The organism is Uliginosibacterium silvisoli (genome assembly GCF_036017035.1).
Classification (GTDB): domain Bacteria; phylum Pseudomonadota; class Gammaproteobacteria; order Burkholderiales; family Rhodocyclaceae; genus Viridibacterium; species Viridibacterium silvisoli.
Window position 1 is genome coordinate 1 of sequence record NZ_JAYXHS010000005.1, and the last position, 26,849, is coordinate 26,849.

28 protein-coding genes are annotated in these 26,849 nt (G+C 61.9%); 24 read left to right on the top strand and 4 right to left on the bottom strand.

Annotation, left to right across the window (positions count from 1 at the left end):
* The 21 genes from VVD49_RS20515 to VVD49_RS20615 form a co-directional block, all read left to right on the top strand.
* The coding region (locus tag VVD49_RS20515) for a flagellin (protein ID WP_327601106.1) at positions 1–426 on the top strand (426 nt) is incomplete at its 5' end.
* Positions 427–485: 59 nt separating this feature from the next.
* Positions 486–851, top strand: coding sequence for a flagellar protein FlaG (locus VVD49_RS20520; protein ID WP_327601107.1), 366 nt, complete (start codon positions 486–488; stop codon positions 849–851).
* 45 nt (positions 852–896) lie between these two features.
* Entirely contained in the window at positions 897–2,282 is a 1,386-nt protein-coding gene (gene fliD, locus VVD49_RS20525) for a flagellar filament capping protein FliD (protein WP_327601108.1), read from the top strand.
* A 93-nt stretch (positions 2,283–2,375) separates the two neighbouring features.
* A complete protein-coding gene (gene fliS / locus VVD49_RS20530; protein WP_327601109.1) occupies positions 2,376–2,789 on the top strand; it encodes a flagellar export chaperone FliS in 414 nt (137 codons plus the stop codon).
* A gap of 1 nt (position 2,790) precedes the next feature.
* A complete protein-coding gene (locus VVD49_RS20535; protein ID WP_327601110.1) occupies positions 2,791–3,129 on the top strand; it encodes a flagellar protein FliT in 339 nt (112 codons plus the stop codon).
* A 145-nt stretch (positions 3,130–3,274) separates the two neighbouring features.
* Positions 3,275–4,540, top strand: a complete 1,266-nt coding sequence (fliK, locus tag VVD49_RS20540; protein WP_327601111.1) for a flagellar hook-length control protein FliK — start codon at positions 3,275–3,277, stop codon at positions 4,538–4,540.
* Entirely contained in the window at positions 4,524–4,832 is a 309-nt protein-coding gene (locus VVD49_RS20545) for an EscU/YscU/HrcU family type III secretion system export apparatus switch protein (RefSeq protein ID WP_327601112.1), read from the top strand. Before fliK ends, VVD49_RS20545 begins: the two co-directional genes overlap by 17 nt.
* Before the next feature lie 30 nt (positions 4,833–4,862).
* Complete coding sequence (locus tag VVD49_RS20550; RefSeq protein ID WP_327601113.1) at positions 4,863–5,633, top strand: flagellar brake protein; 771 nt, start codon at positions 4,863–4,865, stop codon at positions 5,631–5,633.
* Positions 5,634–5,809: 176 nt separating this feature from the next.
* Complete coding sequence (locus tag VVD49_RS20555) at positions 5,810–6,394, top strand: type II secretion system protein N (RefSeq protein WP_327601114.1); 585 nt, start codon at positions 5,810–5,812, stop codon at positions 6,392–6,394.
* Between the two features lie 20 nt (positions 6,395–6,414).
* The gene (gspD, locus tag VVD49_RS20560) at positions 6,415–8,592 is read left to right on the top strand and encodes a type II secretion system secretin GspD (RefSeq protein WP_327601115.1); all 2,178 of its coding nucleotides are present in this window, start codon (positions 6,415–6,417) and stop codon (positions 8,590–8,592) included.
* Positions 8,593–8,598: 6 nt separating this feature from the next.
* Positions 8,599–10,065: a type II secretion system ATPase GspE gene (gspE, locus tag VVD49_RS20565; protein WP_327601116.1), complete on the top strand. Its 1,467-nt coding sequence runs from the start codon at positions 8,599–8,601 to the stop codon at positions 10,063–10,065.
* 41 nt (positions 10,066–10,106) lie between these two features.
* Complete coding sequence (gspF, locus tag VVD49_RS20570; protein WP_327601117.1) at positions 10,107–11,306, top strand: type II secretion system inner membrane protein GspF; 1,200 nt, start codon at positions 10,107–10,109, stop codon at positions 11,304–11,306.
* Positions 11,307–11,354: 48 nt separating this feature from the next.
* On the top strand, positions 11,355–11,807 hold the full coding sequence (gene gspG, locus VVD49_RS20575) for a type II secretion system major pseudopilin GspG (RefSeq protein ID WP_327601118.1): 453 nt from the start codon (positions 11,355–11,357) through the stop codon (positions 11,805–11,807).
* 66 nt (positions 11,808–11,873) lie between these two features.
* Complete coding sequence (locus VVD49_RS20580; protein ID WP_327601119.1) at positions 11,874–12,368, top strand: prepilin-type N-terminal cleavage/methylation domain-containing protein; 495 nt, start codon at positions 11,874–11,876, stop codon at positions 12,366–12,368.
* Positions 12,365–12,727 carry a type II secretion system minor pseudopilin GspI gene (gene gspI, locus VVD49_RS20585; protein ID WP_327601120.1) on the top strand — a complete coding sequence of 121 codons (363 nt, stop codon included), beginning with the start codon at positions 12,365–12,367 and terminating at the stop codon, positions 12,725–12,727. The genes VVD49_RS20580 and gspI overlap by 4 nt, the downstream gene beginning before the upstream one ends.
* Positions 12,724–13,410, top strand: a complete 687-nt coding sequence (locus VVD49_RS20590; RefSeq protein ID WP_327601121.1) for a type II secretion system protein GspJ — start codon at positions 12,724–12,726, stop codon at positions 13,408–13,410. Before gspI ends, VVD49_RS20590 begins: the two co-directional genes overlap by 4 nt.
* Positions 13,373–14,380, top strand: a complete 1,008-nt coding sequence (gene gspK, locus VVD49_RS20595) for a type II secretion system minor pseudopilin GspK (RefSeq protein ID WP_327601122.1) — start codon at positions 13,373–13,375, stop codon at positions 14,378–14,380. Before VVD49_RS20590 ends, gspK begins: the two co-directional genes overlap by 38 nt.
* Before the next feature lie 55 nt (positions 14,381–14,435).
* A complete protein-coding gene (gene gspL, locus VVD49_RS20600) occupies positions 14,436–15,620 on the top strand; it encodes a type II secretion system protein GspL (protein ID WP_327601123.1) in 1,185 nt (394 codons plus the stop codon).
* A complete protein-coding gene (gspM, locus tag VVD49_RS20605) occupies positions 15,617–16,111 on the top strand; it encodes a type II secretion system protein GspM (RefSeq protein ID WP_327601124.1) in 495 nt (164 codons plus the stop codon). The genes gspL and gspM overlap by 4 nt, the downstream gene beginning before the upstream one ends.
* 54 nt (positions 16,112–16,165) lie before the next feature.
* Positions 16,166–16,942, top strand: coding sequence for a type II secretion system protein N (gspN, locus tag VVD49_RS20610; protein WP_327601125.1), 777 nt, complete (start codon positions 16,166–16,168; stop codon positions 16,940–16,942).
* A gap of 371 nt (positions 16,943–17,313) precedes the next feature.
* Positions 17,314–17,904, top strand: a complete 591-nt coding sequence (locus tag VVD49_RS20615) for a PEP-CTERM sorting domain-containing protein (protein ID WP_327601126.1) — start codon at positions 17,314–17,316, stop codon at positions 17,902–17,904.
* Positions 17,905–17,982: 78 nt separating this feature from the next.
* On the opposite strand, the gene pntB is transcribed toward VVD49_RS20615, so the two are convergent.
* Complete coding sequence (gene pntB / locus VVD49_RS20620) at positions 17,983–19,398, bottom strand: Re/Si-specific NAD(P)(+) transhydrogenase subunit beta (RefSeq protein ID WP_327601127.1); 1,416 nt, start codon at positions 19,396–19,398, stop codon at positions 17,983–17,985.
* Positions 19,399–19,411: 13 nt separating this feature from the next.
* Positions 19,412–21,001, bottom strand: coding sequence for a Re/Si-specific NAD(P)(+) transhydrogenase subunit alpha (locus VVD49_RS20625; protein WP_327601128.1), 1,590 nt, complete (start codon positions 20,999–21,001; stop codon positions 19,412–19,414).
* Between the two features lie 290 nt (positions 21,002–21,291).
* On the opposite strand from VVD49_RS20625, the gene corA reads away from it, so the two are divergent.
* Positions 21,292–22,416 (top strand): magnesium/cobalt transporter CorA, encoded by a 1,125-nt coding sequence (gene corA / locus VVD49_RS20630; protein ID WP_327601338.1) that lies wholly within the window; start codon positions 21,292–21,294, stop codon positions 22,414–22,416.
* A 14-nt stretch (positions 22,417–22,430) separates the two neighbouring features.
* Entirely contained in the window at positions 22,431–22,961 is a 531-nt protein-coding gene (locus VVD49_RS20635) for a M15 family metallopeptidase (protein ID WP_327601129.1), read from the top strand.
* 80 nt (positions 22,962–23,041) lie between these two features.
* Here VVD49_RS20635 and VVD49_RS20640 read toward each other — a convergent pair whose 3' ends face one another.
* The gene (locus VVD49_RS20640; RefSeq protein ID WP_327601130.1) at positions 23,042–24,772 is read right to left on the bottom strand and encodes a diphosphate--fructose-6-phosphate 1-phosphotransferase; all 1,731 of its coding nucleotides are present in this window, start codon (positions 24,770–24,772) and stop codon (positions 23,042–23,044) included.
* A 158-nt stretch (positions 24,773–24,930) separates the two neighbouring features.
* Between VVD49_RS20640 and VVD49_RS20645 the strand changes: the two genes are divergently transcribed.
* Positions 24,931–25,098 carry a hypothetical protein gene (locus tag VVD49_RS20645; protein ID WP_327601131.1) on the top strand — a complete coding sequence of 56 codons (168 nt, stop codon included), beginning with the start codon at positions 24,931–24,933 and terminating at the stop codon, positions 25,096–25,098.
* Positions 25,099–25,216: 118 nt separating this feature from the next.
* Here the strand turns inward: VVD49_RS20645 and VVD49_RS20650 are convergent, their stop codons facing one another.
* Positions 25,217–26,707: a GAF domain-containing sensor histidine kinase gene (locus VVD49_RS20650; RefSeq protein WP_327601132.1), complete on the bottom strand. Its 1,491-nt coding sequence runs from the start codon at positions 26,705–26,707 to the stop codon at positions 25,217–25,219.
* Positions 26,708–26,849: the final 142 nt, after the last annotated feature.

The window sequence follows — 26,849 nt, forward strand, 5'->3', positions numbered from 1 at the left end:
GTCAATCTGCTCAACAGCGGTTCGACCCTCACCTTCCAGGTGGGCGCCGGCACGACGACCAACGACCAGATCACCGTTAGCACGACCGACATCCGCGCCTCGACGCTGGCCATCGACTCCGGCTCGATCCAGATCTCCGCCGCTTCGCTGGCGCTGGCTGCGATCACCAACCTCGACTCGGCGATCAACACGATCACGACGACCCGCGCTCGCTTCGGCGCCGCGCTGAATCGTACGGAAGCCGTCGTGTCCTCGCTGCAAGTTGCAGTTGAGAACCAGTCGGCTGCACGTGGGCGAATCGTCGATGCGGACTTCGCGTCGGAAACGGCCAACCTGTCGCGTAGCCAGATCCTGCAGCAAGCGGGTACGGCGATGCTGGCGCAGGCGAACAGCTTGCCGCAGCAAGTCTTGAGTCTGTTGCGTTAATAGCTTGAAGCGGGAGCCGGACACCCCGGCTCCCTCCGGCAACACAAGGAGGCCACAACATGGCGATCCAACCAGTAGGCCCTTACGTTCCACCAACCACGCCGGTCAGCCCGGCTACAGCCGTTTCGCGCGAAGCATCCACAAACCAGGCAGAAGAACCCGCTCCGAAGGCGGCCGAACTTGCAGCAAACACCCAGCCCAGCCGGGAGCAACTGGACAAGGCTGTAGGCGAGGTCAAGAAGGCCCTCGCACCTGTGGCACGGAACCTGCAATTCTCGATCGACGACGAAACCGGACGTTCTGTGGTCAGAGTGATCGATGCCTCAACCAACGAAGTGATCCGGCAGTTTCCAAGCGAGGAGCTGCTGGCCATTACGCGATCCATCGACAAGCTCTCCGGTCTGTTCGTCAAACAGAAAGCTTGATGTTTCGCTTTGGCGAGACCAGTGTTTTAGTCAGGAGAAGCAGTCATGGCAACAGGATCCATTACGTCAGCAGGGCTTGGTTCGGGCATCGACGTTGAGGCCCTTGTCACCAAGCTGGTCGCACTCGAGCGTGCACCGATCGAGCAACTGCAGGCCAAGGAAACCAGTGTCAAGACGCAACTGTCGGCCTACGGCACGCTGAAGAGCACTTTGTCCGCCTTGCAGGATGCGGCAGAAGCGTTGCAGACCAAGGACAAATTTGCCTCCAATACGGCAAATGTTGCCGACTCGGCAATTGCTGCGGCCACGGTCGATAGCACTGCCACCGCCGGTAGCTACTCGCTCGAAGTTGCCAAACTTGCCCAGACTGAAAAGATCCGGAGCACAGGCTACGCGAGCGCTACCTCGACGATTCCGACTGGCACGTTGAAGATTGACCTGGGCACGTTCGACGGCGCGAGCTTTACTGCCGACTCTGCTCGCTCGTTCAACGTCACCATCGATTCAAGCAACAACACCTTGTCGGGACTGCGCGATGCCATCAACAACGCCAACGCTGGCGTTACGGCATCGCTGGTTAACGACGGCACGTCGACTCGTCTGGTGGTCTCTTCAAAGGACACTGGCGCGAGCAACGCCTTCCAGCTCTCGGGCTTGACCGGCTTCGACTTCAATCCCGCCGCATCCGGCTCGTCGAGCATGCTTTCTACCCAGGTTGCGCAAGACGCTGCGTTCACGCTGGACGGCATTGCCATGACGCGCTCTTCGAACACGGTCACCGATGCACTCACCGGTGTCTCACTGACGCTCAAGGCGAAGACCACTGCAGCGACGACGGTGAATGTCGGAAGTGACACGACGTCGATCACAAGCAAAGTTAACGCCTTCGTCACCGCCTACAACAACGCTGTGGGGCTGATGAGCAGCCAGACAAGCTACAACGCCACCTCGAAAACGGCTGGCCCGTTAAATGGCGAATCATCAGTACGCAGCATCCAGTCTCAACTGCGCAGCATCATGGGCGGCACCGTCGGCAGCACGGTCGGCATGTCACGCCTTGCCGATGTCGGCATCCAGATCGGCACCGACGGCAAGCTGACAGTCAATAGTGACAAGCTGAGCACGGCGCTCAAGGACCCGACCAAAGATGTCGCGTCGCTGTTCACCACCAGCACCACAAACCCTGGCTTTGCTTCGCAGATCGCCACGCGCGTCAAATCGATTCTCGGCACCGATGGCATCTTGACCACGCGTACGGATGGTCTGAACAAGAACATCAAGAGTACCGATGACAACATTGCCAAGATGGAGCTGCGCATTACGGCGATCGAAGCGCGTTACCGCGCGCAGTTCAACGCCATGGACAGCACGATCGCCGGCCTGACGACAACCGGCAACTTCCTGACGACACAGCTGGCCAAACTGTTATGACACAGGCCCTCATACACAGATACAGCTGACTGAACCCGGCCAACGACAAGCCAACCTAATTCCGTAACTGCAAGACTCCTCGCGAGGAACGAAATGTTCGCAACCCAATCAGCTGCGGCCTACGCAAAAGTCGGTATCGAGACCAACGTAACGACCGCCAATCCACATCAGCTCGTGCTGATGCTGTTCGATGGCGCCCTGCTTGCCATCAACAGTGCGGCCATCTCCATGTCCAACGGCGATGTCGCAGCCAAAGGCAGCTCCATTTCCAAGGCCATCGAGATCGTCACCTTCGGTCTCAAGGCCAGCCTCGACAGCGAGTCGGGAGGCGATCTCGCCATCCGCCTTGGCTCACTCTACGACTACGTGTGCCAGCGCCTGTTCTTTGCCAACACCAACAACAACGAAGCCGCCCTCACCGAGGTGTCGACCCTGCTGACCGAATTGCGCGAAGCCTGGGCCCAGATCGGGCAACAAGTCCAAGACTCGCAGATGCAGGCAGGCTGACATGGGGATGCAGGACAACATGGTGCACTACGAAGCAATGTGCCGGCTCACCGGCCAGATGGCCGAAGCTGCACGCGGCAACGACTGGGACCTCCTCGGTTCGCTTGAACGGGAAGTCGCAACCATCCGTGAATACCTGCGTGCCGAAGACGCCAGTGACATGGCCATGGATCTGAGCGAAGCCGAACGTGAACGCAAGCGTGAGTTGATCTTGCGCATGCTGGCTGATGACCGCGAAATCCGCCGCCACACAGAGCCATGGATGGCGAGCGTGCGCGCCCTGCTGGCGGGCTCGGCCGCCGAACGCAGCGTACGCAAGGCATACGGCAGCAGCCATTGAAACCACGGAAGCCTACTCGCGGAAACTGGCTGCACAATTGATTTGCCAGCATCCGGAAAGGCGGCTCAGAATCACCCGGAGCAAGGAGTGACAGCATCCGCAACCGCGTGGCGTGAATCAAGAGTGAATCGAAAGTGAGCCAGGATTGATTCCCGCAGACCTTGCCTCCCGACTCCGCATACTCATTGACAGTGAGGTCAAGGCTCCCGCTCCGATCCAGGAGCTGCTGTCGGACTTTCCTGAACTCGAGACTGGCCAGCGTTTCTCGGCCACCATACAGAGCCCGCTGGCCGACGGTACTTTCCGCGCGCTCGTGAACGGCCGTAATCTGACGCTGTCGGTACCCGAAGGCGCCAAGAGCGGCGACGTGCTTGAGCTGATCGTCACCGGCAAACAAGACAAGACCATTACCGCCCGCCTCGCCGACACAGGCGGTACCGCCAACACGGCAGCAACGGCAGGGCAACCGAGACTGAGCGCCGCAGGCCAGCTCATCAGCCAGCTACTGACCGGCCGCTACGGCGACACTCAGGCTGCGACGCTCAATGGCAATGAACCCCTGCTGGCAGAGCCGCCCATCAAAGCGAGTGGCCTCCCCCCTGTACTGCGTCAGGCCGTCAGCGAAAGTGGTTTGTTCTACGAGGCTCACCAGGCCCAGTGGGCCGAGGGAGAAGGCTCGCTGGAGAGCCTGCTGCGCGAACCGCAAGCACGCTTCGGTACCGCCATCGCGCAGACCCTGACAGGCAGCCCCTCTTTGCCCGCTGCGTCGCCTGACACTACCTCAGACAGCCTGCCGGGCACTGGCGCGAACCCACAAGACAACCCGGACCTTGACCCTGCCCACCACCAGACCGGCCAGAACAATGCTGGGCAACTGGCGCAGAACCATCACGCACCGGGCAGCGACGCTGCTGCACGCAGCGGTACGCTGCACTCAGGTCAGGACGCAGACACACAGCGCGATGCCACAGCTGACAAGGCGCAGGGTTCAAGCACAAATGCGCTGAAGATCTCCGAACAACTCATGCCGCTGGTACATCAGCAGCTCGAAACACTCGCCACACATCAAGCTCTGTGGCAAGGGCAGATCTGGCCGGGCCAGAACATGCAGTGGCAGATATTTGACCCCGAAGGTCAATCGCACGCCTCCGGAGACCAAGGTAGCGACAGCAACGAGCCTCCCCCCTGGCAGAGCATCTTGCGCCTGAAGATGCCGCGTCTTGGCGACATTGAAGCGCAGCTCATCGTCACCGCGGCCGGGGTCGCGATACGTGTCAGCGCCGACTCCACGCGCACCATCGAGCAGTTGCGGCAAGGTGGCGAAGCGCTGGGCAGTGCCCTGGAGGCGGCCGGGGTCGCCATGACAGGCTTTGTCGTACAAGCGGGAGACTCCTTTGAAACAGGGGTCTGACACGCCTTCATCGCGCTCGAGCGCAGTTGCCCTCGCCTACCACGCCGGGGAGAGCGCGCCGCAGGTCGTCGCAAAGGGGCAGGGGCTGATTGCTCAGGAAATCATCGCGCGCGCACGAAGCGCCGGCGTCTATGTGCACGAATCGCCGGAGCTCGTCTCACTGTTGATGCAGGTGAATCTGGACGAGCGCATCCCTCCGGCGCTCTACGTCGCCATTGCAGAACTGCTCGCCTGGCTCTACCAGATGGAGCAAGGTGGCCCCACGCCGGCAAAACCGGCGCCTGGTGTATAGTCAATCCGATCCTCTCCGAGACCTCAAGGCATGGCTGAAATCGCACGTCCGGCAGCAAAGTTCGAGCTCCTTCAATCTGATGATTTCGAGCAGTACCTGCTGCATGAACGGCGCGAAGTGGCCTACGTCCTGCGTCAGCTGGCTGCACACCGCTGCATGATTACGGCATATCTCGGCAGCGGCTCGCGTTTCATCATGAGCAGCGTACTGGCTGTCAGCGACGACGATCGCCGCGTTCATCTCGACCTCGGCGCCGACGAAGCCCTCAACAACGAGGCCGCCAGCGCAAACAGCCTGCTGTGTGTGACGCAACTCGATAAAGTAAAAGTCCAGTTCTCTATCAACGCTCCACGCATCGAGACCTTCGGCAAATACCCCGCCCTGGTTGCCGACACACCCGAAGTCCTGCTGCGTCTGCAGCGCCGCGAGTACTACCGGCTGACAGCGCCGGTATCGCACTCCCTGATCTGTCGTATCCCCTCCCCCGGCCAGAACAGCCGCGTCGAAGCGCGCGTCATCGACATCTCCGGAGGCGGCCTGGCGGTCATCGTGCCACCGAAGGACATGAATCTGAGCGCAGACGAAAAGTACCTCGACTGTCGCCTGGACCTGCCGGACTTCGGCCCCGTCACGGCGACGCTGCGCGTGCGCAACATTTTCCGCATCACCAACCGCAGCGGTACCGACATGTTGCGCGCCGGCTGCCAGTTCGAAGACCTGCCGACCCCCATGGCCAATGCCATCCAGCGTTACATCCTGCGTGTCGAACGCGACCGCAAGGCCCGTGAAATCGGCGAGTAACCGATACCGGCCCTCTGCTGGAGCGACTTTTGTGACCGGTCGCCAGCGTATTTCACAGCCTCAGCGCTTTTGACTGCGCGAGACAGACGAGCCCTTGCTAGAATCGGCCTCCCGCTGGCCCCGGCCCGCGATGCTGCCCGACCCCTTACTGGATGGCTCATCCCGCTACTGGCGAAATGCAATTACCACTTCAGCGACTATCCCTCCGGCAGGTCTCCCTGCAGCCTTTGCTTGTTGGCACGGCCTGGTTGCTTGTGCTCGCAATCAGCGCGTGGATTGTTGCCGGCTGGTATTGGCACTTGAGTGCCGCGCCCGTTCAGTCCGCCCGCCCTGCGCCGGTCAGCGACCCCGTTGCTGCAGCCCAGGACATTTCGTCGCGCCAACTGTTCGGAACGCTGACCAACAGCCAGGGCCTTGCAGCTACCTCCGCCCCGCCGCCAAGCATGGTGCTCATTGGCGTATCGACGCGCTGGGGAAAACTGCCGGGCTACGCGATCATCAGGGACGGTAGCGCAAATGCAAATTCGTTCATCGAAGGCGAGGACATCGCCAGCGGCATCAAGCTGGTACGCGTACTGGCAGACTCGATCGAAATAGATCGCAATGGTGTTCGAGAGACCATCTCGTTGAACGTGACCACGACGCCATCGGCCGATACACCGCAAGCCCGCACCACGCAGCCGAATACGCAGCCCAATCTGCAACCGAACACCCAAGCCAACACCCCGCCGGCGCCTCCCCCTCCGGCCGCAGACAACTAACCGTAGCGATCAGGCAATACATGACGCCTTCATTCATTTCCGTCTTGCGCAACAACGGGCAAGCCCATCTCTCCGCCATCCTGTCGGCTTGCATCTGGCTCTCGTTCAGCCTTGCATCGCCGGCAGGCATCGCGCAAACAGCCCAGCCTGCGCCGCAAGCAACTGCCCCGGTTGCGACGACACAAAGCAAGGATGTCGTTGAAAGCGGTGAGACTGTCTCGCTGAACTTCAACAACGCCGATATCGATGCGGTGGTGCGTGCGATCGGCAAGATCTCCGGCCGCAATTTCATCATCGACCCACGCGTGAAGGGCACGATCAATATCGTCACCAGCCGCCCGGTCAATCGCACCCTGGTCTACCCGATCCTGCTCTCTGCGCTGCGCCTGCAAGGCTATGCGGTCGTCGAAAGCGGCAACGTGTCGAAGGTCGTACCAGAAGCAGACGCCAAGCTGCACGCAGTGCCGTCCGGAAAGAATGCGTCGCCCGCAGCGGGCGGAGACCGCATCGTCTCCGAGGTTTTCCAGATCAAGCACGAGTCCGCCACACAGCTCGTGCAGGTCATCCGCCCCTTGGTCACGGCGAACAATACGGTGAGTGTCTATCCAGGTAACAACTCGCTGGTGGTGACCGATTACGCCGAAAACATCAATCGCATACGGCGCATCATCGAGTCCATCGACGTGCCACAGGGCGATGCACAGGTTGTCCAGATATCCAACGCGTCGGCGGTCGATATGGCGACCATGCTGACGAAACTTTTCACGGAAGCCGGCAATACCGAAGCCAGCCAACGCGTGAGCATCGTTGCGGACCCGCGCAGCAATTCGCTGCTGGTGCGCTCAGATAACCGCTCGCGCATCCAGGCCGTGCGCAGCATGATCATGCAGCTCGACCAATCCGGCACGCTCGGCAATCTGCGCGTGGTCTATCTGAAGAATGGCGATGCCACGAAAATCGCACAATCCCTTCGGGCACTGGCAACAAACGACACCTCGCAAGGAGGCGCAACGAGCGGCCAGCGGACCCCCACAGCCTCTGCCCAGGCGAGCAGTACAGGCACGGCGCCCGGCGCGGCCGCCGCCTCGGGCACGCCGGCCAGCTTTGGCAGCAGCGTCAGCGGCGCCTACATCTACGCGGATACTTCGACGAATTCGTTGCTGATCAACGCATCGGACAGCATGTATAACAGCCTGCGCGGCATCATCGAGCAACTCGATCGCCGCCCCGCACAGATCTATGTCGAAGCACTGATTGCGGAAGTCAGCGCCGATCGCGCCAGCGAGTTCGGTATCCAGTGGAACAGTGCGGTGCCAGGCAAAGGAACCTCCATATTTGGCGGTACAAATTTCGGCGGCACCGGGCAGAATATTTTCAGCATTTCGCAGAACCCCGGTTCAGCTGGCAATGGCCTGAACATCGCAGTTGGCGGCGGCACGGTGAACATTCCCGGCATAGGCCCCATCGTCAACATCGCCGCTCTGGTACGTGCGCTGGAGCAGGACACGGACAGCAACGTGCTGTCGACGCCAAGCCTCGTCACGGTCGATAACGAAGAAGCCAAGATCGTGGTGGGCAAGAACCTGCCCTTCGTGACAGGCAGCTTTACCAATAGCGCCAACGGAGCCTCCAACCCCTTCCAGACCATCGAGCGCAAAGACGTTGGCCTGACGCTCAAGATCCGGCCGCAGATCACCGAAGGCGGCACGATCCGCATGTTGATCTCGCAGGAAGCCTCCAGCGTCCTGTCGACCGACGCCACCTTGGGCCCGACCACCAGCAAGCGCTCACTCGATTCGACGGTCATTGTCGATGACGGCGCCTTCCTGGCCCTCGGCGGCCTCGTCGAAGACAGCTACTCGGGCGGCGTACAGAAGGTGCCTCTGCTGGGCGACATTCCGTACCTGGGGGTCTTGTTCCGCTACGATTCACGCAAACGAAGCAAGACAAATCTGGTGATCTTCCTGCGCCCGGTCATCCTGCGCTCGCCGGAGGATTCCAACTCGATCACCGGCAGCCGCTATGACTACATCATCGGTCAGCAGAAAGCCAGCGTCACCGACGGCCTCCTCGACACAGGACCCAAACAGCCGTCACTGCCACTGCGGCTTGATCCCACGATTAAACTACCCACGACCGGCACGATGGATACGACACCGTCAGTACCGATCCCCCTGCCAGCGCGCCCCTTTCAGTAAAGCGCCATGAGCACCGGCACCCTGCCCTACGCCTTCGCCCGCACCCATGGCGTGCTGCTGCTGTCTGCCGAAGACAGCAGCGCCACCGTCCTGGTGCGTGAGGACGTGCAACCGGAAGCGCTCGTCGAAGTGCGCCGCATGCTCGGCCTGCCTCTCAAACTCACCACGGCCGCGCGTGGCAGCTTCGACGCACGCCTGGCAGAGGCCTACGGCGAAGCATCGCAAGATGCGGCCTCCGTGGTGGACGACCTGGGTCAGGACGTCGACGTCTCGCGCCTGATGGAAGACATCCCGGTCATCGAAGACCTGCTGGAGACGCAGGAAGACGCGCCCATCATCCGCATGATCAATGCCCTGCTGCAGCAGGCGATCCGCGAGCGAGCGTCCGACGTGCATATCGAACCCTTCGAGCGCTATTGCATGGTGCGCTATCGCCGCGACGGCACGCTGATCGAAGTGGCAAGACCGCATCGCGCGCTACATGCGGCGCTGGTTTCGCGCATCAAGGTGATGGCCGAGCTCGACATCGCCGAGAAGCGCATGCCGCAGGACGGCCGCATCGGCCTGCGCATCGCCGGCCGCGCCATCGACGTACGCGTATCGACGCTGCCCACGCAGCATGGCGAGCGCATCGTGCTGCGTCTGCTCGACAAGAGCGCCAACAACTTCGGACTCGACACGACCGGCATGGACGTCGGCACGCTGGCGTCCTTCCGTCGTCTGCTGGCCCAGCCACACGGCATCGTGCTCGTTACCGGGCCGACAGGCTCCGGTAAATCCACCACGCTGTACGGCGCGCTCCGCGAGATCTCCAGCACCACGCGCAACATCGTCACCGTCGAAGACCCGATCGAATACGACTTGCCCGGCGTCGGCCAGATCCAGGTCAACCCGCGCATTGAGCTGACCTTCGGCCGCGCGCTGCGCGCCATCCTGCGTCAGGACCCGGATGTCATCATGATCGGTGAAATCCGCGATCTCGAAACCGCGCAGATCGCCGTACAGGCCAGCCTGACCGGCCACCTCGTGCTGGCCACGCTGCACACCAACGATGCCACCTCAGCGGTCACGCGCCTGATCGATATGGGTATCGAGCCCTTCCTGCTCGCATCCAGTTTGCGCGGCGTACTCGCCCAGCGTCTGGTGCGCTGCCTGTGCACGAATTGCCGCACCCAGCGTACATCGACACCGACCGACTATGAGTTGCTCGGCGTTCAGCCCGACCAGATGCTCTACGCGCCCGTTGGTTGCCCGCAGTGCACGCAAACGGGCTATGCCGGTCGTACCGGCATTTACGAGCTGCTGGAGATCAACCCCGAGCTGGGTGCCTTGATTCACGATAACCAGCCGGAAAACGTCATCCGCGATACGGGTCTGAGCTACGGTTTGCGTCTGTTGCGCACGGACGGCCAGCGACTACTCGCCGACGGCAAGACATCGCCCGAAGAGTTGCTGCGCGTCACGCGCGACTGACTCCCGTCTTCACCTTCAACACTCCCAGCCACTGAGCAACCATGGCCGCATTTTCCTATCAGGCACTCGATCCGCAAGGCAGTGAAAGTAGCGGCACGCTTGAGGCGGACAACGCTCGGCATGCGCGTACCGTGCTGCGCGAACGCGGCCTGTATCCCACCAGCATCACACCGCTCGGTGAGAACCAGAAGGGGCAACAGCGTTTGCGGGTCAGCACGGCGGAGCTATGCCTGCTGACCCGCCAGCTCTCCGCGCTGCTGTCTGCCAAGCTCACGGTCGAACAGGCATTGCTGGCGGTCTCGGAGCAGACCGACAAACCGGCTGCACGTTCGCTATTGGCGGCCGTGCGCAGCGAGGTCATGTCCGGCTACTCATTGCGCGCTGCGCTGGACCGCTTCGACGACGCCTTTCCGGTGATCTACCGGGCTTCGGTATCGGCCGGTGAGAAGTCAGGACAACTCCCCTACGTGATGGAGATGCTGGCGACCTATCTCGAGCAGCAGGACGCGCTGCGTCGCAAGATGCTGCAGGCCCTGCTCTATCCCGCCATCGTGACCTGCGTCGCCATGATGGTCATCATCGGCCTCATGACTTACGTGGTGCCGCGCGTGGCCGAGGTCTTCGTGCAATCGCATCAGACTTTGCCGTTGCTGACACGGCTGCTGATTGGCGCCAGCGATTTCCTGCGCAACTGGGGCCTGTGGTTGCTGCTGCTGATCGTCGCAGCGGTTTTCGCTTTCCGCCACGCCTTGCGTGACGACGCCGTCCGGCGCCGCTGGCATCGCTGGTTGCTCGGCCTGCCGATGCTCGGTCGCCATCTGCGTTCGCTCGACACCGCGCGCTTTGCCAGCACCCTGGCGATTCTCGTCAGTGCCGGCGTGCCATTGCTGGCGGGGCTGGATGCGGGTCGTCAGGTGATGAAGTGCCTGCCCCTGAAAGACGCCGTTGCGCTGGCGGCAGATCGCGTGCGCGAGGGCTCTTCGCTTTCTGCCGCGATGCGCCAGGCGCGTACCTTTCCGCCCTTGCTGATCCACATGCTGGCCAGCGGCGAAGCGACCGGCGACCTGTCCACCATGCTGGCGCGGTGTGCCAGCCTGCAGCAGGCCGAGGTGGAGAACCGCAGCCTGACACTCACCACGCTGCTGGAGCCATTGTTGCTACTCGGCATGGGCGGCAGCGTGCTGCTGATCGTGCTGGCCGTGATGCAACCCATTATCGAACTCAACTCGCTCGTGAAGTAACGGGCAGGCATGATTGAACATCATCACAAGAAATCACGGAGAGACTTGATGCAACACAGCCGAAACCATCACAGCAAACGCAGCCTCGCACAACGCGGCTTCACGCTCATCGAGATCATGATCGTCATCGTAATCATGGGCATTCTTGCCGCGTTGATCGTGCCGAAGATCATGGACAAGCCGGATGAGGCGCGCACCGCCGCAGCCCGGCAGGACATCCAGACCATCATGACGGCGTTGAAGCTCTACAAACTCGACAACCGCGCCTACCCCAGTAGCGACCAAGGGCTCAACGCGCTGATCACGGCCCCCACCCTCGCGCCACTGCCGCCCAACTGGAAGAAAGGCGGCTACCTGGAACGCCTGCCGAAAGACCCTTGGGGCCAGGACTACCAGTACCTGCAGCCGGGCCTGCATGGCGATATCGATGTGTGGAGTCTCGGCGCAGATCACGAAGCAGGCGGTGAAGGCAGCAATGCGGACATCGGCTCCTGGGGCTGATCCTGCCCGACGCCCTGCAGCCTGCAAGACGACCATGACGCAACACAACTCGGCGCCGTAAGCACCATGCGTTCGGCACGGCGTGGTTTCACGCTCATCGAAGTCATGGTGGTGTTGTTGATCATCAGCATCACGGTTGCCGTGGTGAGCGTCAATTTCGGCGTACTGGACCGGCGCAACACGGCTGACGAAGTCGAGCGCCTGCAACGCGTACTGCAGTTCGCGGCCGAGCGTGCCGCGGTGCGCGGCAATCCCATCCAGGTGGAATTCCTGCCCGGCAGCTATCGCTTCAGCCAGCTCGACGCGTCGGGCAAATGGCAGTTGATGTTCGAGCCACGCGAACTGATCGAACACGACTGGCAAGCGGGGCTCGCACCCGGTCAGCTCAGCGTTGCCGATCGCCCCGTTGAAGCGGCTGATGCCCGCATCGTCTTCACTTCCGAAGCGCCACGCTTCCGGCTGGAAGTCTTGACGCCGGACGGTATCCGCACGCTGACCGGCAACTCCGCCGGGGAAGTGCTGACCGACACCGCGATCACAACGGTCGGGGTGCGCTCATGAAGCGCCAGCAGAATGCCTTCACCCTGCTTGAAGTGCTGATCGCACTGGCGATGCTGGCCATCGTGCTGACCGCGGCATTTCGCGGCATCAATCTCGTCGCCTCGCAGGCTGCTGAACTGGGCGAGCGTCACATGGCGCAATGGGTCGCGCAGAACCGCCTTGCCGAGCTACGCATGACGGAGCAATTCCCGGACACGGGCCCGAACAGCGGCAAGGTCGAGCAAGGCGGCCTCGCCTTTACCTGGCAGACCGATACACGCCCCACGGACAATCCGTTGTTCCGCCGCGTCAACATCAAAGTGCTGAATGCAGATGGCGTGCAACTGGCCAGCCTCATCGGCTTCGTATCCAGGCCATGATGCGCACCAAACGCCTCGCCTGCGGTCTGACCTTGATCGAGCTGCTGGTCGCGCTAATCATCCTCGCCGTCATCGGCCTGATGTCATGGCGCGGCATCGACGGCGCCCTGCGCAGTCGTGACCACATCGTCGGTATCGAGCAACGCTGGCAAAAGCTGTCGCGTGGTTTCTCGCTGATCGAACACAATCTGCTGCAGACAGCAGAGCGCGGCTCATCACTGCCGGCGGCCTTGCCTGACTTCACCCTGCAAAAGTTACCGAACGGCAACCAGCGTCTGATTTTCTGGCGCATGGATCCGGTACAGGGCTCGCGCCTCAGCGGTTTCCGCGTGGACGGCGACAAGCTGATGCTGCTTCGCTGGATGCACAACGTGCCGCTCAGCATGGCATCGACCAGTTCATCGAGTGCGTCGTCCGCAACCTCATCCGCCGGGTCGTCAAGCATGAGTCTCGACATATCCGGCAGCATACAGCCGGCAGCGGGCACCGACATCGATGCCGAAAGCATTCTTGATGGCGTGCACAATGTGCGCTGGACGGTACACATGCTGACATCGGACAAGAGATCAATCTGGCTGGACTCCTGGCCTCCCGCTCCCAACTCCGGGCTGCCACGCGGCATTCGCCTTGACATGGATATCGACAATGTCGGTCACGTACAGCGCCTGTTCGCCCTTCGCTAGGCGCGGCCTCGCGCGTCGACGGCCACGCCAGCGCGGCGCAGCCATCCTCATGGCCATCCTGACCGTGGCGCTCGTTGCAGCTGTGGCCAGCGCCATCGTCGCCGAGCACGGTGCGGCGATCGAGCAGCTCGAGGGGCGCAGCGATCAGGCGCAGGCGCGCTGGCTGGCACGCGGCGCGGTCGACTGGGCACGCAATGTCCTGCAGTTCACCAAGGTGCGCGGCCAGCGCGAACTGCAGACCGGCAACATCGACACACTGACGGGCAAGTGGGGCGAATGGGCCATCCGCGTGCCGCCCACGCCAGTCGACGAAGGCGAGCTAAGCGGCGAGATCGAGGAAATGTCGAGCCGCTTCAACGTCAACAAGCTCGTCAATCTCGGCGTGGTGGATGTCGCCCAGCAGGCGATCTTCCTGCGTCTGCTGGTCAACATCGGTCTATCGGAAAGTGTGGCCGATGCAATGAGCGACGCCGTCATCGACTGGATGGATGCCGACGACCGACCACGCCCCAAGGGCGCGGAATCGGCCTGGTACGCGGAGCAACGGCAAGTCATCCTGCCACCACAGGCCGCCCTGCTTTCGATCAACGAACTGCTGGCCGTTCGTGGCATGACGCCAGCACTGCTGGAACGTTTGCGGCCGCACATCACGGCGCTCCCGAGCGATGCCGATCGCATCAACGTAAATATCGCCACGGCGGAGGTGCTCGCCGCTTATATCGCGAATCTTTCTCTCGTCCAGGCACGCAAAATCGTCCTGGATCGACAGCAACGGTTTTTCACGACTGTCGCCGACTTTACCGCGCGGCTGCCGGCGGGCAACAGCTACAATGCGACCCAGCTTGACGTACAGAGCCGCTATTTCCAGGCGACCGGACGTGCAACCTGGGGCGTAGCGTCGACACACATGCAGGTGCTGTTGCGGCGCGATCAGGGCCGGCCCGAAATCATTCGCGAGACCATCCTGTGAGTACGCCTGCCACCCGCGCTGCAATCCAGCTCAAGCCAGAACTACAAGACTGCCCATGACCACGCTGCGCATCCTCATCTCCGACGCCTGGCCCGACCAGGCCGAAGCCCACTGGGTGGTCCTGGACCAGAACAAGGTCGTCTCGTCAGGTCACTCCACGCCCGCGAACTGGCCGCGCGCGACGCGCACCGAAGCCATCCTCACGGGCGCACAGGTCGGCTGGGCGCAAGCACGTCTGCCGCAAGCCAAGGCACGCGAACAGTTGCGCGCCTTGCCGTTTGCCATGGAAGAACAATTGCTGCGCGAGCCCGACAGCCAGCATTTCACGCCAACCTGGCGTGACGGCGAGAACTGGTCGGTTCTGGTCATCGCACGCGAGCGACTCAAACGACTGACCGCACAATTCGCCGCGCTGGGCCGCCCGCTGGATGCAGCATGGTCGGCCATCGCCTGCTTGCCGCTGACACCCAACGGCTGGACGCTGGCCGTCGATCACACACACTGCCTGCTGCGTCTGTCAGCCGCTCGTGCAGTGATCGATGACATGCCACCACCCGATGCCGGCGCCGACGCGCTGCCCGCCATCGTCTCGATGCTGCTCAGCCAGGCCCAGGCACAGGGCAGCCTGCCTGCCCGCATCGTGACCATGGGTGCTGGCAGCCAGGTCACCAAGGCGCTTGCCGCACATCAACTTGAAGTGGTGCCGGAAGCCACCTGGCTGTGGCATGAGGTGCCGGACGATGCTGCCAACCTGCTGCACGACGAGTTCCGCGCCGCGCATGCGCGCGGCCAGCTACTGAACGCATTGCGCCCGGCACTTATCCTTCTCGCCATGGTGCTCATCGGACATCTCGTACTTGGCATCGGCAGCGCCTTGCTGCGCCAGCAGGACCTGAAGGAAATCAAGTCGCGCATGACGCAGCTGGCGCGCACACAACTGCCGGGCCGGGCCTTGCAGGACCCATCGCTGCAACTGCACCGTGAGCTGCAATCGCAGCGCCAGCAACGCGCCCAGCTGGCCGACGATGATGCGCTGGCCATGCTCAGCGACCTCGCCGTCGCCCTCGGCAGCGACGCGATGGCTGCACTGCAAGCCGTGCACTACGACGGCGGCACGCTGGTGGTGACGCTCGCCAAGCCGATAGACATCCCTGCCTTGCAAAGTCGCCTGGAGGCCCGCGGCGTAAAGAGCGCCGTGCGCAATGCCAATGTGCTGGCCCTGCAAAGGAGCGCATCATGAACCGCAACGCTCTGACCCAGGCGCGCGAACAGATCCGTGAGGCACTGTCACGACTGAACGCCCGCGAACGCAACATGCTCGTCATGGGTAGCGCGCTCATCGGCCTCACGCTGCTCTGGCTGTTGTTCGGCTGGCAAGCCAAAGCGCATCGCGAGCTGGACGTCGCCGTGCCACGTGCCGCCGCCCAACTCGCACGCATGCAAGTGGAATCCGCCGAGTTGGCGCGTCTGCGCAGCCTGCCGACGCCGCCCGCAGCCAACCTCGCGCAGCTCGTCAGCGTATTGACCGACACGGCAGCCGGACGCGGGCTGGCGCTGACGGTGCGCAACGATGGCAACCAGCTGGTTGTCAGCGGAAAGGGCCTCAACTTCGATAACTGGACGCAATGGCTGGCCGAGACCCAGCGCAGCAATTCGGTGCGCCTGACTTATCTCGACGTTGCCCAAGCGCCGGGTGGCCCGCAGATCGAAGCGCGGCTATCCCCCCTGTGATGCATTGGCCCAACGCTGCCGTGCGCTGGCGTCTGTCAGCCTGAGATCGTCGTCATGTGGCGCAAGCTCCTCCTGTTCATCGCCCTGCTCATCTCGTTCCTGTTGATCCGCGCCCCGGCAACGGTGTGGGACGCCGGGCTGCAACATCTCACCAAGGGACAACTGGCGCTACTCGATGTCACGGGCAGCGTCTGGCATGGCCAGGCACGCCTCTCCGTGCGTGATACCGCGAACGGCCAGCGCATTCCCGTCACCCCCGTGAGCTGGCAATGGCGGCCGCTGGACTTTCTACGCGGACGTGTCGGCTGGGCCTTCTCCGTAGCTGGCCTACCGCCTTTCACACTGGCCGCTTCTCCGCTGGGAATCTCAGCCAACAGCGTTGCCTTGCAACTACCCGTGCGTACCGTACTGGAGCAGATCCCGAACACCGTCGCCCGCGCTGGTTGGCACGGCGACTTCAGTCTCAACGCCAATCAATGGCACTGCAATTGGCGCGGCCTGTGCGATGGCCATGCGGAACTGTTCTGGCGCGGTGCCGCCTCGGACCTGTTCCCCAATCGCAGCTTCGGCAACTACCGCCTGGCGATCGATGGTGAAGCTGGCAACACCCACCTGAAGCTCGACACCCTGTCTGGTGAAGTACGTCTCAACGCCAGCGGGCAGATCTCGGCCCAAGGCGCCGCACAGATCCAGGGCTCGGTCGAAGGCGACCCCGCCTTCGTCGGCCGTCTGCCCGATGTAGCAGGTCGCTGGGTGCAGCGCACGAGTGATCCGGGGCGGATATCGTTCAGCTTCAACGGCTTTGCCACGGCGAATCCAGCGAAACGATAAGACGCTGGCCGGCCGCATTTCATTGCCTCCATCGCACACCCGGGCGTAGCTCCGTGTCAGTACGGCGAGGGGAGAAATCCCGCTCGCGCCATGCTCCCGTCTTCCAGAAAACAGGGCGACGCCCCAGGCACCTGCGTGCTGAAAATTCAGCCGAGAGCCAGGTTTTTTTGCTCTGTAAGTGCCCCCGTATTCGCCTGTCGGACAAATTTACGAGGGCGGTTAGCCATGCGGCAATAGCGGGAAAACTCCCTTTAAATTCAAAACCTTGAAAATCACGCACAGAGCTTGCTTATTGGTACTGAGAGCTCTGATTCAGGGAGACAAGAGCCTTCATCACGACCAATATGCACGTCAAAAGGAGCCACCCAGCCATGCGCAAACTACTTGCAGCTCTCGCCTTCTCTGCACCTTTGCTCGCCAGCGCAACGGTCATCGATTTTGAGGCCATCGCAGACGGTGGCTCGGTCTCCAATCAATATGCAGGGGTTACTTTTTCATCGCCCGGCTCTTCTGTTGAAGTCGGGGCGTACGGGCAATCATCCTGGGGAACCGGAGCCCCAAAAATCGCCTGCCCACGTAACCTGAATAGCTATTGCGGCGGCACCATGGTTGTCGACTTCGCCAGCGCGGTGAACAGCCTCAGTTTCTATTTCACCGGCGACAATCGTGTGGGAGTCGACGGTAGTGTCGCAGTCTGGTTTGGCGCCAGCTTGCTGGGGTCGGTGGATTTGATCGGAGACGGCAATGGCCTGACAGCTCACCTGATCGATCTTGCCAGCTTCGGAGACGTGACCAAACTGGAGATTTCCATATCTCAGCAAGAATTCAGCGTCGCAGGTCTGGGCTATGACGATTTCAGCTTCAACCTCGCCAACGACGTACCTGAGCCAGGTACGCTCGCACTGGCCTGCCTGGGCTTGCTCGGTCTCGGTTACACAACGAGACGCCGCGTAGCTGTGTGAGTTGAAAAACCCACGGATGCTTCCATAAAAAAGGCGCACCTCGGTGCGCCTTTTTTATGTCCAGATAGAACAGCAGGCTCAGGCCTTCAGCGCCCCCAGCACCTCATCCAGCATTTTCTTGGCGTCCCCGAACAACATGCGGTTGTTGTCCTTGTAGAAGAGCGGATTGTCGACGCCGGCATAGCCGGAGGCCATCGAGCGCTTCATCACGATCGAAGTCCTGGCCTTCCAGACTTCGAGCACCGGCATGCCGGCGATGGGGCTGGCCGGATCATCCTGGGCTGCCGGGTTCACGATGTCATTGGCGCCGATGACCATCGCCACGTCCGTGTCCGGGAAATCCTCGTTGATCTCGTCCATCTCCATCACGATGTCATATGGCACCTTGGCTTCCGCGAGCAGCACGTTCATGTGCCCCGGCATGCGCCCGGCGACCGGGTGAATCGCGAAGCGCACGTTGACACCCTTCTCGCGCAGATACGCGGTGATCTCGAACACGGTGTGCTGGGCCTGAGCCACTGCCATGCCATAGCCCGGTACGATGATCACGCTCTTCGCATCGCGCAACATCTCCGCCGTCTCAAGCGCCGACACCGGGGTCACCTCACCCGCTGGTTGGGCTGCTTCGCCGCTGGCCGCCTTCGGCGCGCCACCGTCAGAGCCGAAGCCGCCGGCGATCACGCTGAGGAAGTTACGGTTCATCGCGGCGCACATGATGTACGACAGGATCGCGCCACTGGAGCCAACCAGCGCACCAGTCACGATCAGCAAGTCGTTGCTGAGCATGAAGCCCGTGGCCGCAGCAGCCCAGCCCGAGTAGCTGTTGAGCATGGAGACCACGACGGGCATGTCCGCGCCACCGATGGCCAGCACCATGTGGACACCGAACAGCAGCGCGATCACTGTCATCACGATCAGTGGCGTCATGCCGGCCTGTACGGTTTCAGCCTGCAGGAAGGCGTAGCCGAAGTAGATGACAACCAGCAGGCCGATCAGATTGATGAGGTGGCGGCCCGGTAGTAGCAGTGGCTTGCCGCCGATCTTGCCGGAGAGCTTGCCGAAGGCGATGACCGAGCCCGAGAAGGTGACAGCACCGATGAGGATGCCGACGTAGATCTCGATTTCGTGGATGGCCTTTTCTGCACCGCTGAAGGTGATCGACGTGTCGATGTAGCTCGCAAAGCCCACCAGACACGCTGCCAGACCGACGAGGCTGTGCATGAAGGCGACCAGCTCGGGCATCTGCGTCATCTTGACGACGCGTGCCAGGTACAGGCCGATGGCACCACCGACAACGGTGGCGCCGATGATCCACGGCAGCCCCACCGAGGCGACGCGCGGGCCGAAGACCGTAGCCAGCACGGCGATGGTCATGCCGATCATGCCGTAGAGGTTGCCGCGGCGCGCGGTCTCCTGGTTGGACAGGCCGCCCAGACACAGGATGAAAAGAATGGTTGCCCCGAGATAGGAGACAGTAGCCAGACTTGCAGACATTCTTCAGTTCTCCTTATTTGCGGAACATCGCAAGCATGCGTTGCGTGACGGCAAAGCCGCCGAACATGTTGATGGTGGCGAGCACGATGGCCCCCAGCGCCAGCCAGCGGATCACTTCGTCCGGACGCGAAATGGCCCCTGACAGCGGCGGAGCGATCTGCACCAGCGCACCGATCGCGATGATGGAAGAGACCGCATTGGTCACGCTCATCAGCGGCGTGTGCAGCGCAGGCTTGACGTTCCACACCACCATGTAGCCCACGAAGCAGGCCAGCACGAAGACCGTGAAGTGGCCCAGGAAGGCCGCCGGTGCATTGGCGCCGATGATCCAGAACAACGCGGCCGCAATGCCGAAAACGACCGCCAGCTTCTGGTGCGACATCGGCTCCGACGGTTCGCCATGGCCATGAGCAGACTTCTTCGCGATGGGTGCTGCAGCAGCAGCGGGCTTGGCTGCAGCGGCGGGAATCTTCGGGACCGGGGCGGGCCAGGTGATCTCGCCTTCCTTGATGACGGTGAGGCCACGGATCGCGTCGTCTTCGAAATTGACGTTGATCTGGCCATCCTTGGTCTTGCACAGCTCCTCGGTCAGACGGAACAGGTTGGTGGCATACAGCGTCGAGGACTGGCGCGACAAACGGCTCACGAGGTCGGTATAGCCGACGATGGTCACACCATGCCTCACGACCGCCAGGCCCGGCTCGGTCAGCTCGCAGTTGCCGCCTTGTTCGGCAGCCATGTCCACGATCACGCTGCCCGGCTTCATGGACTGCACCATGTCGGCCGTGATCAGCTTGGGCGCAGGCTTGCCCGGAATCAGCGCGGTGGTGATGATGATGTCCACCTCGCGAGCCTGCTGCGCGTACATCTCGCGCTGCGCCTGCTGAAAGCCCTCGCTCATGACCTTGGCGTAACCGCCACCGCCCGAGCCGTCTTCCTCGTAGTCGACCTTGACGAACTCGCCGCCCAGCGACTTCACCTGGTCAGCCACTTCGGCGCGCGTATCGTTGGCACGCACGATGGCACCCAGGCCCGCTGCCGTGCCGATGGCAGCGAGACCCGCCACACCTGCGCCGGCAATGAACACCTTGGCCGGCGGCACCTTGCCGGCGGCCGTGATCTGGCCGTTGAAAAAGCGACCGAAGGCATTGGCAGCTTCCACCACCGCGCGATAGCCCGCCACACCCGCCTGCGAGGTCAGCGCATCCATCTTTTGCGCACGCGACAGCTGGCGAGGCAAGGCGTCGATGGCCAGCACGGTGACCTTCTTTGCCGCCAGCTTCTGCATCAGATCCGGGTTCTGCGCCGGCCAGATGAAGGAAACCAGGGTGCTGCCCTCACGCAACAGACCGACCTCTTCATCACTCGGGGCACGCACCTTAAACACGATGTCGGCGCCCGCCCACAATTCCGCCGCGCTTGCCGCGATACCGGCACCCGCTGCGCGGTAGGCTTCGTCGCTGCAGTTGGCAGCATCCCCCGCGCCGCTTTCGACGACGACCCTGAAGCCCAGCTTGATCAGTTTCTCCACAACTTCAGGAACGGTCGCAACACGCTTCTCTCCCGCAAATATCTCCCGAGGTACTCCAATGAGCAGTGACATGCGCAGTTCTCCCTAAACACCCAACCAAGCATCCAACTAGAAATGAAATCTGTTCGTCCCGCCCGACACCCTGAGGGTTTCTCCGGCGACCGACGCAGCAGCGGCATGATCCACGAAGCGCCGCCACAAGGCTCTGCGGCAGATCATACTTGCGCACGACGGTCTGGAGCCGGTCAGGGGCGCATTGTGCCGCCGTAGCCCGCAGACGCCGCGCAGATGCATCATACTCAAGCTCGCCGCCCGACAGGCATGACTGTCGGCATGCCCACCCGTTCGGAGAGTCTTCCGTGATGAGCCGCCTCAGCAATCGTTTGAAGAATCGTTTCAAGAAACCTGCAACGCCACGCGCACCGCATCAGAGCGCCAAAGCCGGCCAGGCCCCCGGCAGCGTGCAGTATGTCGGCGAGATCAAGGTACGCGAACCTGCGCTGACGGTCTTCGACTTCGATGACAAGGAACTGGCGGAGGTCACCTTCAAGACGCTGGAAGAATCACGCACCTACCAGAAGCAGCACAAGAACATCTGGCTGAACGTGTACGGCCTGCACGACCCCGATGTGATGAAGGAAATCGGCGGACGCTTCAACCTCCACCCGCTGGTGCTGGAAGACATCGTCAACACGGCGCAGCGCCCCAAGTTCGAGGATTACGGCAGCTACATCTTCGTCGTGCTCAAGACCTTCAACTTCGATGCAGACCAACGCGATTGCCAGCCCGAACAGATCAGCCTGGTCCTCGGCAAGGAATTCGTACTGAGCTTCCAGGAGCGGCCCACGGGGGTGTTCAAGCCGATACGCGAGCGCATCCGCCAACGCCACAGCTTGCCGCGTCGTGTCGGTGTGGATGGCGTCATGCATGCGCTGATCGACGCCGTCGTCGACCGCTATTTCGTGATGGTCGAAGCCCTGTCGGAAGCCGTGGAGCAACTGGAAGACGAGCTGATCACGCAGTCACCGCGTGACGCCATTCCGCGCATCAACCACCTCAAGCATGAGACGCTGGAACTGCGCCGTGGCATCTGGCCAACACGGGAAACGCTGACCGCTGTACTGCGCACTGAAGAACACCTGATCAGCCGCGAGACGCTACCTTACTTCCGCGACATCTACGACCACTGCATACACGTCATCGAACAACTCGATGGCCTGCGCGAATTGATCGGCGGCCTGCTCGACATGCACCTCGCCAGCGTCAGTCACCGCCTCAATAACGAGCTGCGCCTGCTGACCATCGTCACGACCATACTGGCACCGGCTACCTTGATCACCGGCTTCTTCGGCATGAATTTCCAGTACATGCCCTGGCTCAACAGAAAGGATGGCTGGGAGCTTGCCGTGATCGCCGTGGTCGTAGCCGGCATACTGCTGTTGGGTACCTTGCTGTGGCGGCAACGTCGCACGCGCAAAGGGTTCTGACTAGAAAGCGAGCCATGCCGATTGCCATACCCTCACATCTGGCAGCCATCATCCATGAGCTCGGCATTGCGGAAGAATTGCTGGTTGCCCGCGGACTATCCGTTTTTGAGGAAGCTGAAGCGCTTGAACTGGCAGAGCTTGGCGAAGATGGCAGAAGGCATCTCCTCGCTCCGCATGCAACTACTGCCTGGGTCTCCATGAAAGAGGCTGCGTTTCAAGAGGGTATCTTGCTCTCCATCGTTTCAGCTTTTCGTAGCATTGCCCGTCAGACAGAAATCGTCCGATACAAACTCGCTGCGGGCTCGACAATCGACGAAGTGATGAGCGTCTGCGCGGCGCCGGGCTTCAGCGAACACCACACGGGCCGCGCCGTCGACATCACAACACCAGGCACCGCGGCCCTTGAAATCGAATTCGATCAGACGCCCGCGTTTGCATGGCTAACAAGGAATGCGCAGCGATTTGGTTTCCATTTGTCGTATCCGCCCGGCAACTCGAAAGGCTATCAATACGAGCCATGGCACTGGTGCTTTCACTGCACCTGATTTCCTTTTCTCTAAGCTGGCAACACAAGTGCAAAAAAGGGTGCAATTCACATTGCACCCTTGCTCAACAAGTCTCGTCGTCAAGCCTTGTCGGTGCCGAACTGGAAAGCCAGCGATTGCGATTTGCGATTCAGCGCAACAGAGATCGGCAACTGGCTGGCCACTGGCCCCCACAGCTGACGCGGGCCCGGCGAGGCAAACAGATCGTCTTGCGCCCAGGCTTCGCGACGCGACACGAAGTACTGCATGGCCGGAGCATCGATCTCCACCAGAGCCTTCTCGATCACGACTGCTTCGCTGCCATGACGACGCTCGACGTCGAGCAAGCCCGCCAGCGGAATGGCCAGCGGCACGCCGCCCGAGAAGATGTCGCCAACACTCGCCATGTAGCCCGTCTTGCCCGCCAGCAACAAGGCACCTGCGGTCAGGCCGAGATTCAGCGTGTACGCCGCATCGAACAAGGTGGGCGCACCGCAACGGCCTTCGTAGCCGAAGAAGTGGTTCTGCGTGGCGAACGGAATTTTCGTGCCGCTCGCGTCGGCAATTTCACGCACGCGACGCTTGGTCATGTCGATCAGCAACTGCTCGGTCGGGATCAACGACAGCTGCAAGTTGCCATGCGAATCACGCTCCGCCAGCAACATGTCCTGGATGTATTCCGGCAAGGATGCGAACAGCTTTTCATGCTCGGGCGACAGGGACTTCGTGACGAAAGCGCGCTTCTCCTCCCCCTCCAGCGCTGCCAGCACCGCTTCGTGTTGCGCCATGCCGTCGTTGAGTTCTTCGATCAAGGCCTTCATCTCGGGGATGAATTCGATCAGGCCTTCCGGCACCAGCAACACGCCATGGTGAATGCCTTTTTTCGCACGGGCCACGACGGTCTGTGCGATCTGCTCGATGATTTCAGCCAGCGACTGCTTGCGTTGCGCGATCTCTTCCGAGATCAGCGTCACCGCAGGCTTGGTCTGCAGCGCCACCTCCAGCGTCACATGCGAGGCAGCACGCCCCATCAGCTTGATGAAGTGCCAGTACTTCAGCGAGGAACGCGAGTCCTGCAGGATGTTGCCAACCAGTTCGGCATAGACGCGCGTGGCGGTATCAAAGCCGAAAGAGATCGGCAGCAGTTCGCCAAGTTGCAGGTCACCATCGATGGTCTTCGGCACGCCGATGACCTGCACGCCGCGACCGTCGGCATGCACATTGGCAAACAGTTCCTCCGCCAGCACGGCGGCGTTGGTATTCGAATCATCGCCACCGATGATGACGATCGCATCCAGCTCGTGCTTGACGCTGACTTCGCGCACCTGGGCGAACTGCTCGGCCGTCTTGATCTTGGTACGGTCGGTGCCAAGGAAGTCGAAACCGCCGGTATTGCGGATCACCGCGATATCAGCATCGGTGATCGGCGCCATGCGGCCATTGAGCAAGCCTTTCGGCCCCCCTTGCACACCCAGCAAGGTGTTGCCGGCGCCCAGCATCTGCTTGAGCCCCACTACGACATTGTGACCACCTGGCGCCGGACCACCGGAGAACAACACCGCCACGCGCTTGCCGGTCACCGCCTTTGCAAGCGCCTGGCCTGCACGCAGCACCTCGCCAGCATTGGCGGCCACCGTACGCGGAAACAGCTCAGCCACGCGTGCAGCACTGGCCGTGGCCAGCTTTTCACCGGAAGCCACAAACTCGACAGCATGCAGATTACCCGCACTACCAAACGCGGGAACGATGGGCAGCGGCAGGCTGCGCAGAGCTTCTTCTAGCAAGGAGCGATGCTGCTCCGTCTGGGTAAGGGTGTCGTTAAGCGAGGTCATCTTGAGTCTTCAGGGAGGGCAAAGAACGCGGATTATCGCCTGAATGCGCGTAGCCGGGAATTGCAGCGGCCGGACCGTGAGTGCAGCGCAGCGTGACCTGATGTCAGGACTCGCTATGATGGCCGCGCATTACCAGACAAAAAAAGCAGGAGGAGACGATGACAATGCAAGAAGCTCAGGATGTGCGTGACGCAACGCCGGCAATCGACGAACCCCGTTTCTTGCTGGACGGCCGCATTTCACGCGTGATCTCTCACGGGGTCCTGCTGGCCGTACCGGTCATGCTCGTGATCGGTATTGTTGTAGCGATCCTGCCCAAGCACTGAGTCCGTCGACGAGCACGCCCGTTTCACTGCGCCCGGCATGGGCATGGTGAAACGGGTGGTGCCACATTTTCCAGGGGCTGTCTTTTCCAGGATCTGTCTCGCGTCGGCTTGATGCAGATCATGCATCGCGCGGGGCGACGAGAGGGATGCGCAACAACAGCGTTGTGCCTGCAGATGCCCTGCGATCGAGCGCTATCGTGCCGCCAAGCAGTTCATTCACGACCTTGCGCGCCACGTACAACCCCAGGCCGCTACAGCCTTCACTCAGCCGCGTGGTGAAGAATGGCTCGAAAATCCTGTCGGCCACGTCTTCGGCTATGCCGCCCCCGTTGTCGCTGATGCTCAGCTGGACATGCGCTTCCGTCGGCCGCGTCACGCTGACCAGGACGCAGCTCGGCTCGCCACCCTGCTGCCGGGTGGGAAGCCCATGCTCAACCGCGTTATCGAAGACATTCGATAGCACCTGGCCCAAGGGTTCCGGGTAGCTGTCAAGCAGGATGTCGCTGGGGACCTCCAGCCGCAACACGCAACCGTACCGTCCCATCGCAGGCTCGAACAGCGCAGCGATATCCTCTACCAGCTCACGCAGTACGAAGCTGCGGCGCAGTGAGGACGAGTGATCCACCGCCACGGACTTGAAGCGGCCCACGCGGTCTGCAGCCATTTCCAGCGAATCGGCAAGGATGCGGCACCCTTCGCTCAGATCGTCGGTGAATGACATCATTTCAGAGCGCCGCAACGGGCCGTCGGCTAGTCTCCGGAACGCATTGCAACGTTCCAACAGACTGGTCGCCATCACCCGCGCATTGCCAATGGGTGTATTCAGTTCGTGCGCTACGCCGACGACCAGGCGACTGAGGCTCACCAGCTTCCTCGCCTCAAGCAGCTGGCCATGCGTACGTTGCAACTCCTCGAAGGCGCGCGCCAGCTCCTCGTTGCGTGTCGACAAGTCACGGGTGCGCTCCAGCACACGCTGCTCCAGCGTGTAATTGAGCTGCTCGATGCGCTCATTGCTGGCCGCCAGGGCTGCGACCCGCGCATGCTCGGCACTGTCCATGCGGCTACGTTCGATGGCAATGGCCGCCAGGGGCGTTGCTATCCTCACAGCGTCGCGATGCAAGGCGTCCGGGCCACGCACCTCGCGGAAGTACAGGGCAAAAGTGCCGAGAATCTGCCCGTCATGCGCAAGAATCGGCGAAGACCAGCAGGCGAGAAGACCGTGAGGCAGCGCCAGGCTCTTGTAGTCCTCCCACAAGGGGTCATGCTCGATATCATGCACCTCGACGGGCAAGCCCGTGAAGGCAGCCGTCCCGCAGGAGCCTGCATTCGGCCCTATCGGCGAACCATCGATTGCGGCGACGAACACAGCAGGCAGGCTGGGCGCCGCGCCATGATGCATAAGCCCGTCTTCCAGCAAGAGCACGGAGCACATCACGTCACCGGCCAAGCTCTCGACGCCATGGCACAGCAAACTCAGTGCGTCAGACAGATCGCGCCCCACGGCTACCGCTTCGAGAACAGCGTTCTGCAGACACAACAGTGCCGATGCGCGCCCCTGCTCTACGCTGGCAGCAGAAAGAGGCGAGACAATCGAGACAGGATGCTCCATGGATACTGCGCTCCGTACAGGCCGGGCCGACCGGGATAGCCTTGCGATGGCGCAAGCATGCGGACCAGTCTGTCAGTTGCCATTTGCATCGCTACAGGGATAACGACGAAACGGATCTGAACTGTATGGCGGACGCGCCCCT

What these genes read in the sequence shown, in the direction of transcription:
- gspF (WP_327601117.1), top strand. Translation starts at nt 10,107, where the DNA reads ATGGCCGCATTTTCCTATCAGGCACTCGATCCGCAAGGCAGTGAAAGT.
- fliS (WP_327601109.1), top strand. Translation starts at nt 2,376, where the DNA reads ATGTTCGCAACCCAATCAGCTGCGGCCTACGCAAAAGTCGGTATCGAG.
- VVD49_RS20580 (WP_327601119.1), top strand. Translation starts at nt 11,874, where the DNA reads ATGCGTTCGGCACGGCGTGGTTTCACGCTCATCGAAGTCATGGTGGTG.
- gspK (WP_327601122.1), top strand. Translation starts at nt 13,373, where the DNA reads ATGTCGGTCACGTACAGCGCCTGTTCGCCCTTCGCTAGGCGCGGCCTC.
- gspD (WP_327601115.1), top strand. Translation starts at nt 6,415, where the DNA reads ATGACGCCTTCATTCATTTCCGTCTTGCGCAACAACGGGCAAGCCCAT.
- VVD49_RS20640 (WP_327601130.1), bottom strand. Translation starts at nt 24,772, where the DNA reads ATGACCTCGCTTAACGACACCCTTACCCAGACGGAGCAGCATCGCTCC.
- gspM (WP_327601124.1), top strand. Translation starts at nt 15,617, where the DNA reads ATGAACCGCAACGCTCTGACCCAGGCGCGCGAACAGATCCGTGAGGCA.
- VVD49_RS20590 (WP_327601121.1), top strand. Translation starts at nt 12,724, where the DNA reads ATGATGCGCACCAAACGCCTCGCCTGCGGTCTGACCTTGATCGAGCTG.
- VVD49_RS20520 (WP_327601107.1), top strand. Translation starts at nt 486, where the DNA reads ATGGCGATCCAACCAGTAGGCCCTTACGTTCCACCAACCACGCCGGTC.
- fliD (WP_327601108.1), top strand. Translation starts at nt 897, where the DNA reads ATGGCAACAGGATCCATTACGTCAGCAGGGCTTGGTTCGGGCATCGAC.
- gspE (WP_327601116.1), top strand. Translation starts at nt 8,599, where the DNA reads ATGAGCACCGGCACCCTGCCCTACGCCTTCGCCCGCACCCATGGCGTG.
- gspL (WP_327601123.1), top strand. Translation starts at nt 14,436, where the DNA reads ATGACCACGCTGCGCATCCTCATCTCCGACGCCTGGCCCGACCAGGCC.
- gspI (WP_327601120.1), top strand. Translation starts at nt 12,365, where the DNA reads ATGAAGCGCCAGCAGAATGCCTTCACCCTGCTTGAAGTGCTGATCGCA.
- corA (WP_327601338.1), top strand. Translation starts at nt 21,292, where the DNA reads ATGAGCCGCCTCAGCAATCGTTTGAAGAATCGTTTCAAGAAACCTGCA.
- VVD49_RS20550 (WP_327601113.1), top strand. Translation starts at nt 4,863, where the DNA reads ATGGCTGAAATCGCACGTCCGGCAGCAAAGTTCGAGCTCCTTCAATCT.
- VVD49_RS20650 (WP_327601132.1), bottom strand. Translation starts at nt 26,707, where the DNA reads ATGGAGCATCCTGTCTCGATTGTCTCGCCTCTTTCTGCTGCCAGCGTA.
- pntB (WP_327601127.1), bottom strand. Translation starts at nt 19,398, where the DNA reads ATGTCTGCAAGTCTGGCTACTGTCTCCTATCTCGGGGCAACCATTCTT.
- VVD49_RS20625 (WP_327601128.1), bottom strand. Translation starts at nt 21,001, where the DNA reads ATGTCACTGCTCATTGGAGTACCTCGGGAGATATTTGCGGGAGAGAAG.
- VVD49_RS20635 (WP_327601129.1), top strand. Translation starts at nt 22,431, where the DNA reads ATGCCGATTGCCATACCCTCACATCTGGCAGCCATCATCCATGAGCTC.
- VVD49_RS20535 (WP_327601110.1), top strand. Translation starts at nt 2,791, where the DNA reads ATGGGGATGCAGGACAACATGGTGCACTACGAAGCAATGTGCCGGCTC.
- VVD49_RS20555 (WP_327601114.1), top strand. Translation starts at nt 5,810, where the DNA reads ATGCAATTACCACTTCAGCGACTATCCCTCCGGCAGGTCTCCCTGCAG.
- gspN (WP_327601125.1), top strand. Translation starts at nt 16,166, where the DNA reads ATGTGGCGCAAGCTCCTCCTGTTCATCGCCCTGCTCATCTCGTTCCTG.
- VVD49_RS20615 (WP_327601126.1), top strand. Translation starts at nt 17,314, where the DNA reads ATGCGCAAACTACTTGCAGCTCTCGCCTTCTCTGCACCTTTGCTCGCC.
- VVD49_RS20645 (WP_327601131.1), top strand. Translation starts at nt 24,931, where the DNA reads ATGACAATGCAAGAAGCTCAGGATGTGCGTGACGCAACGCCGGCAATC.
- gspG (WP_327601118.1), top strand. Translation starts at nt 11,355, where the DNA reads ATGCAACACAGCCGAAACCATCACAGCAAACGCAGCCTCGCACAACGC.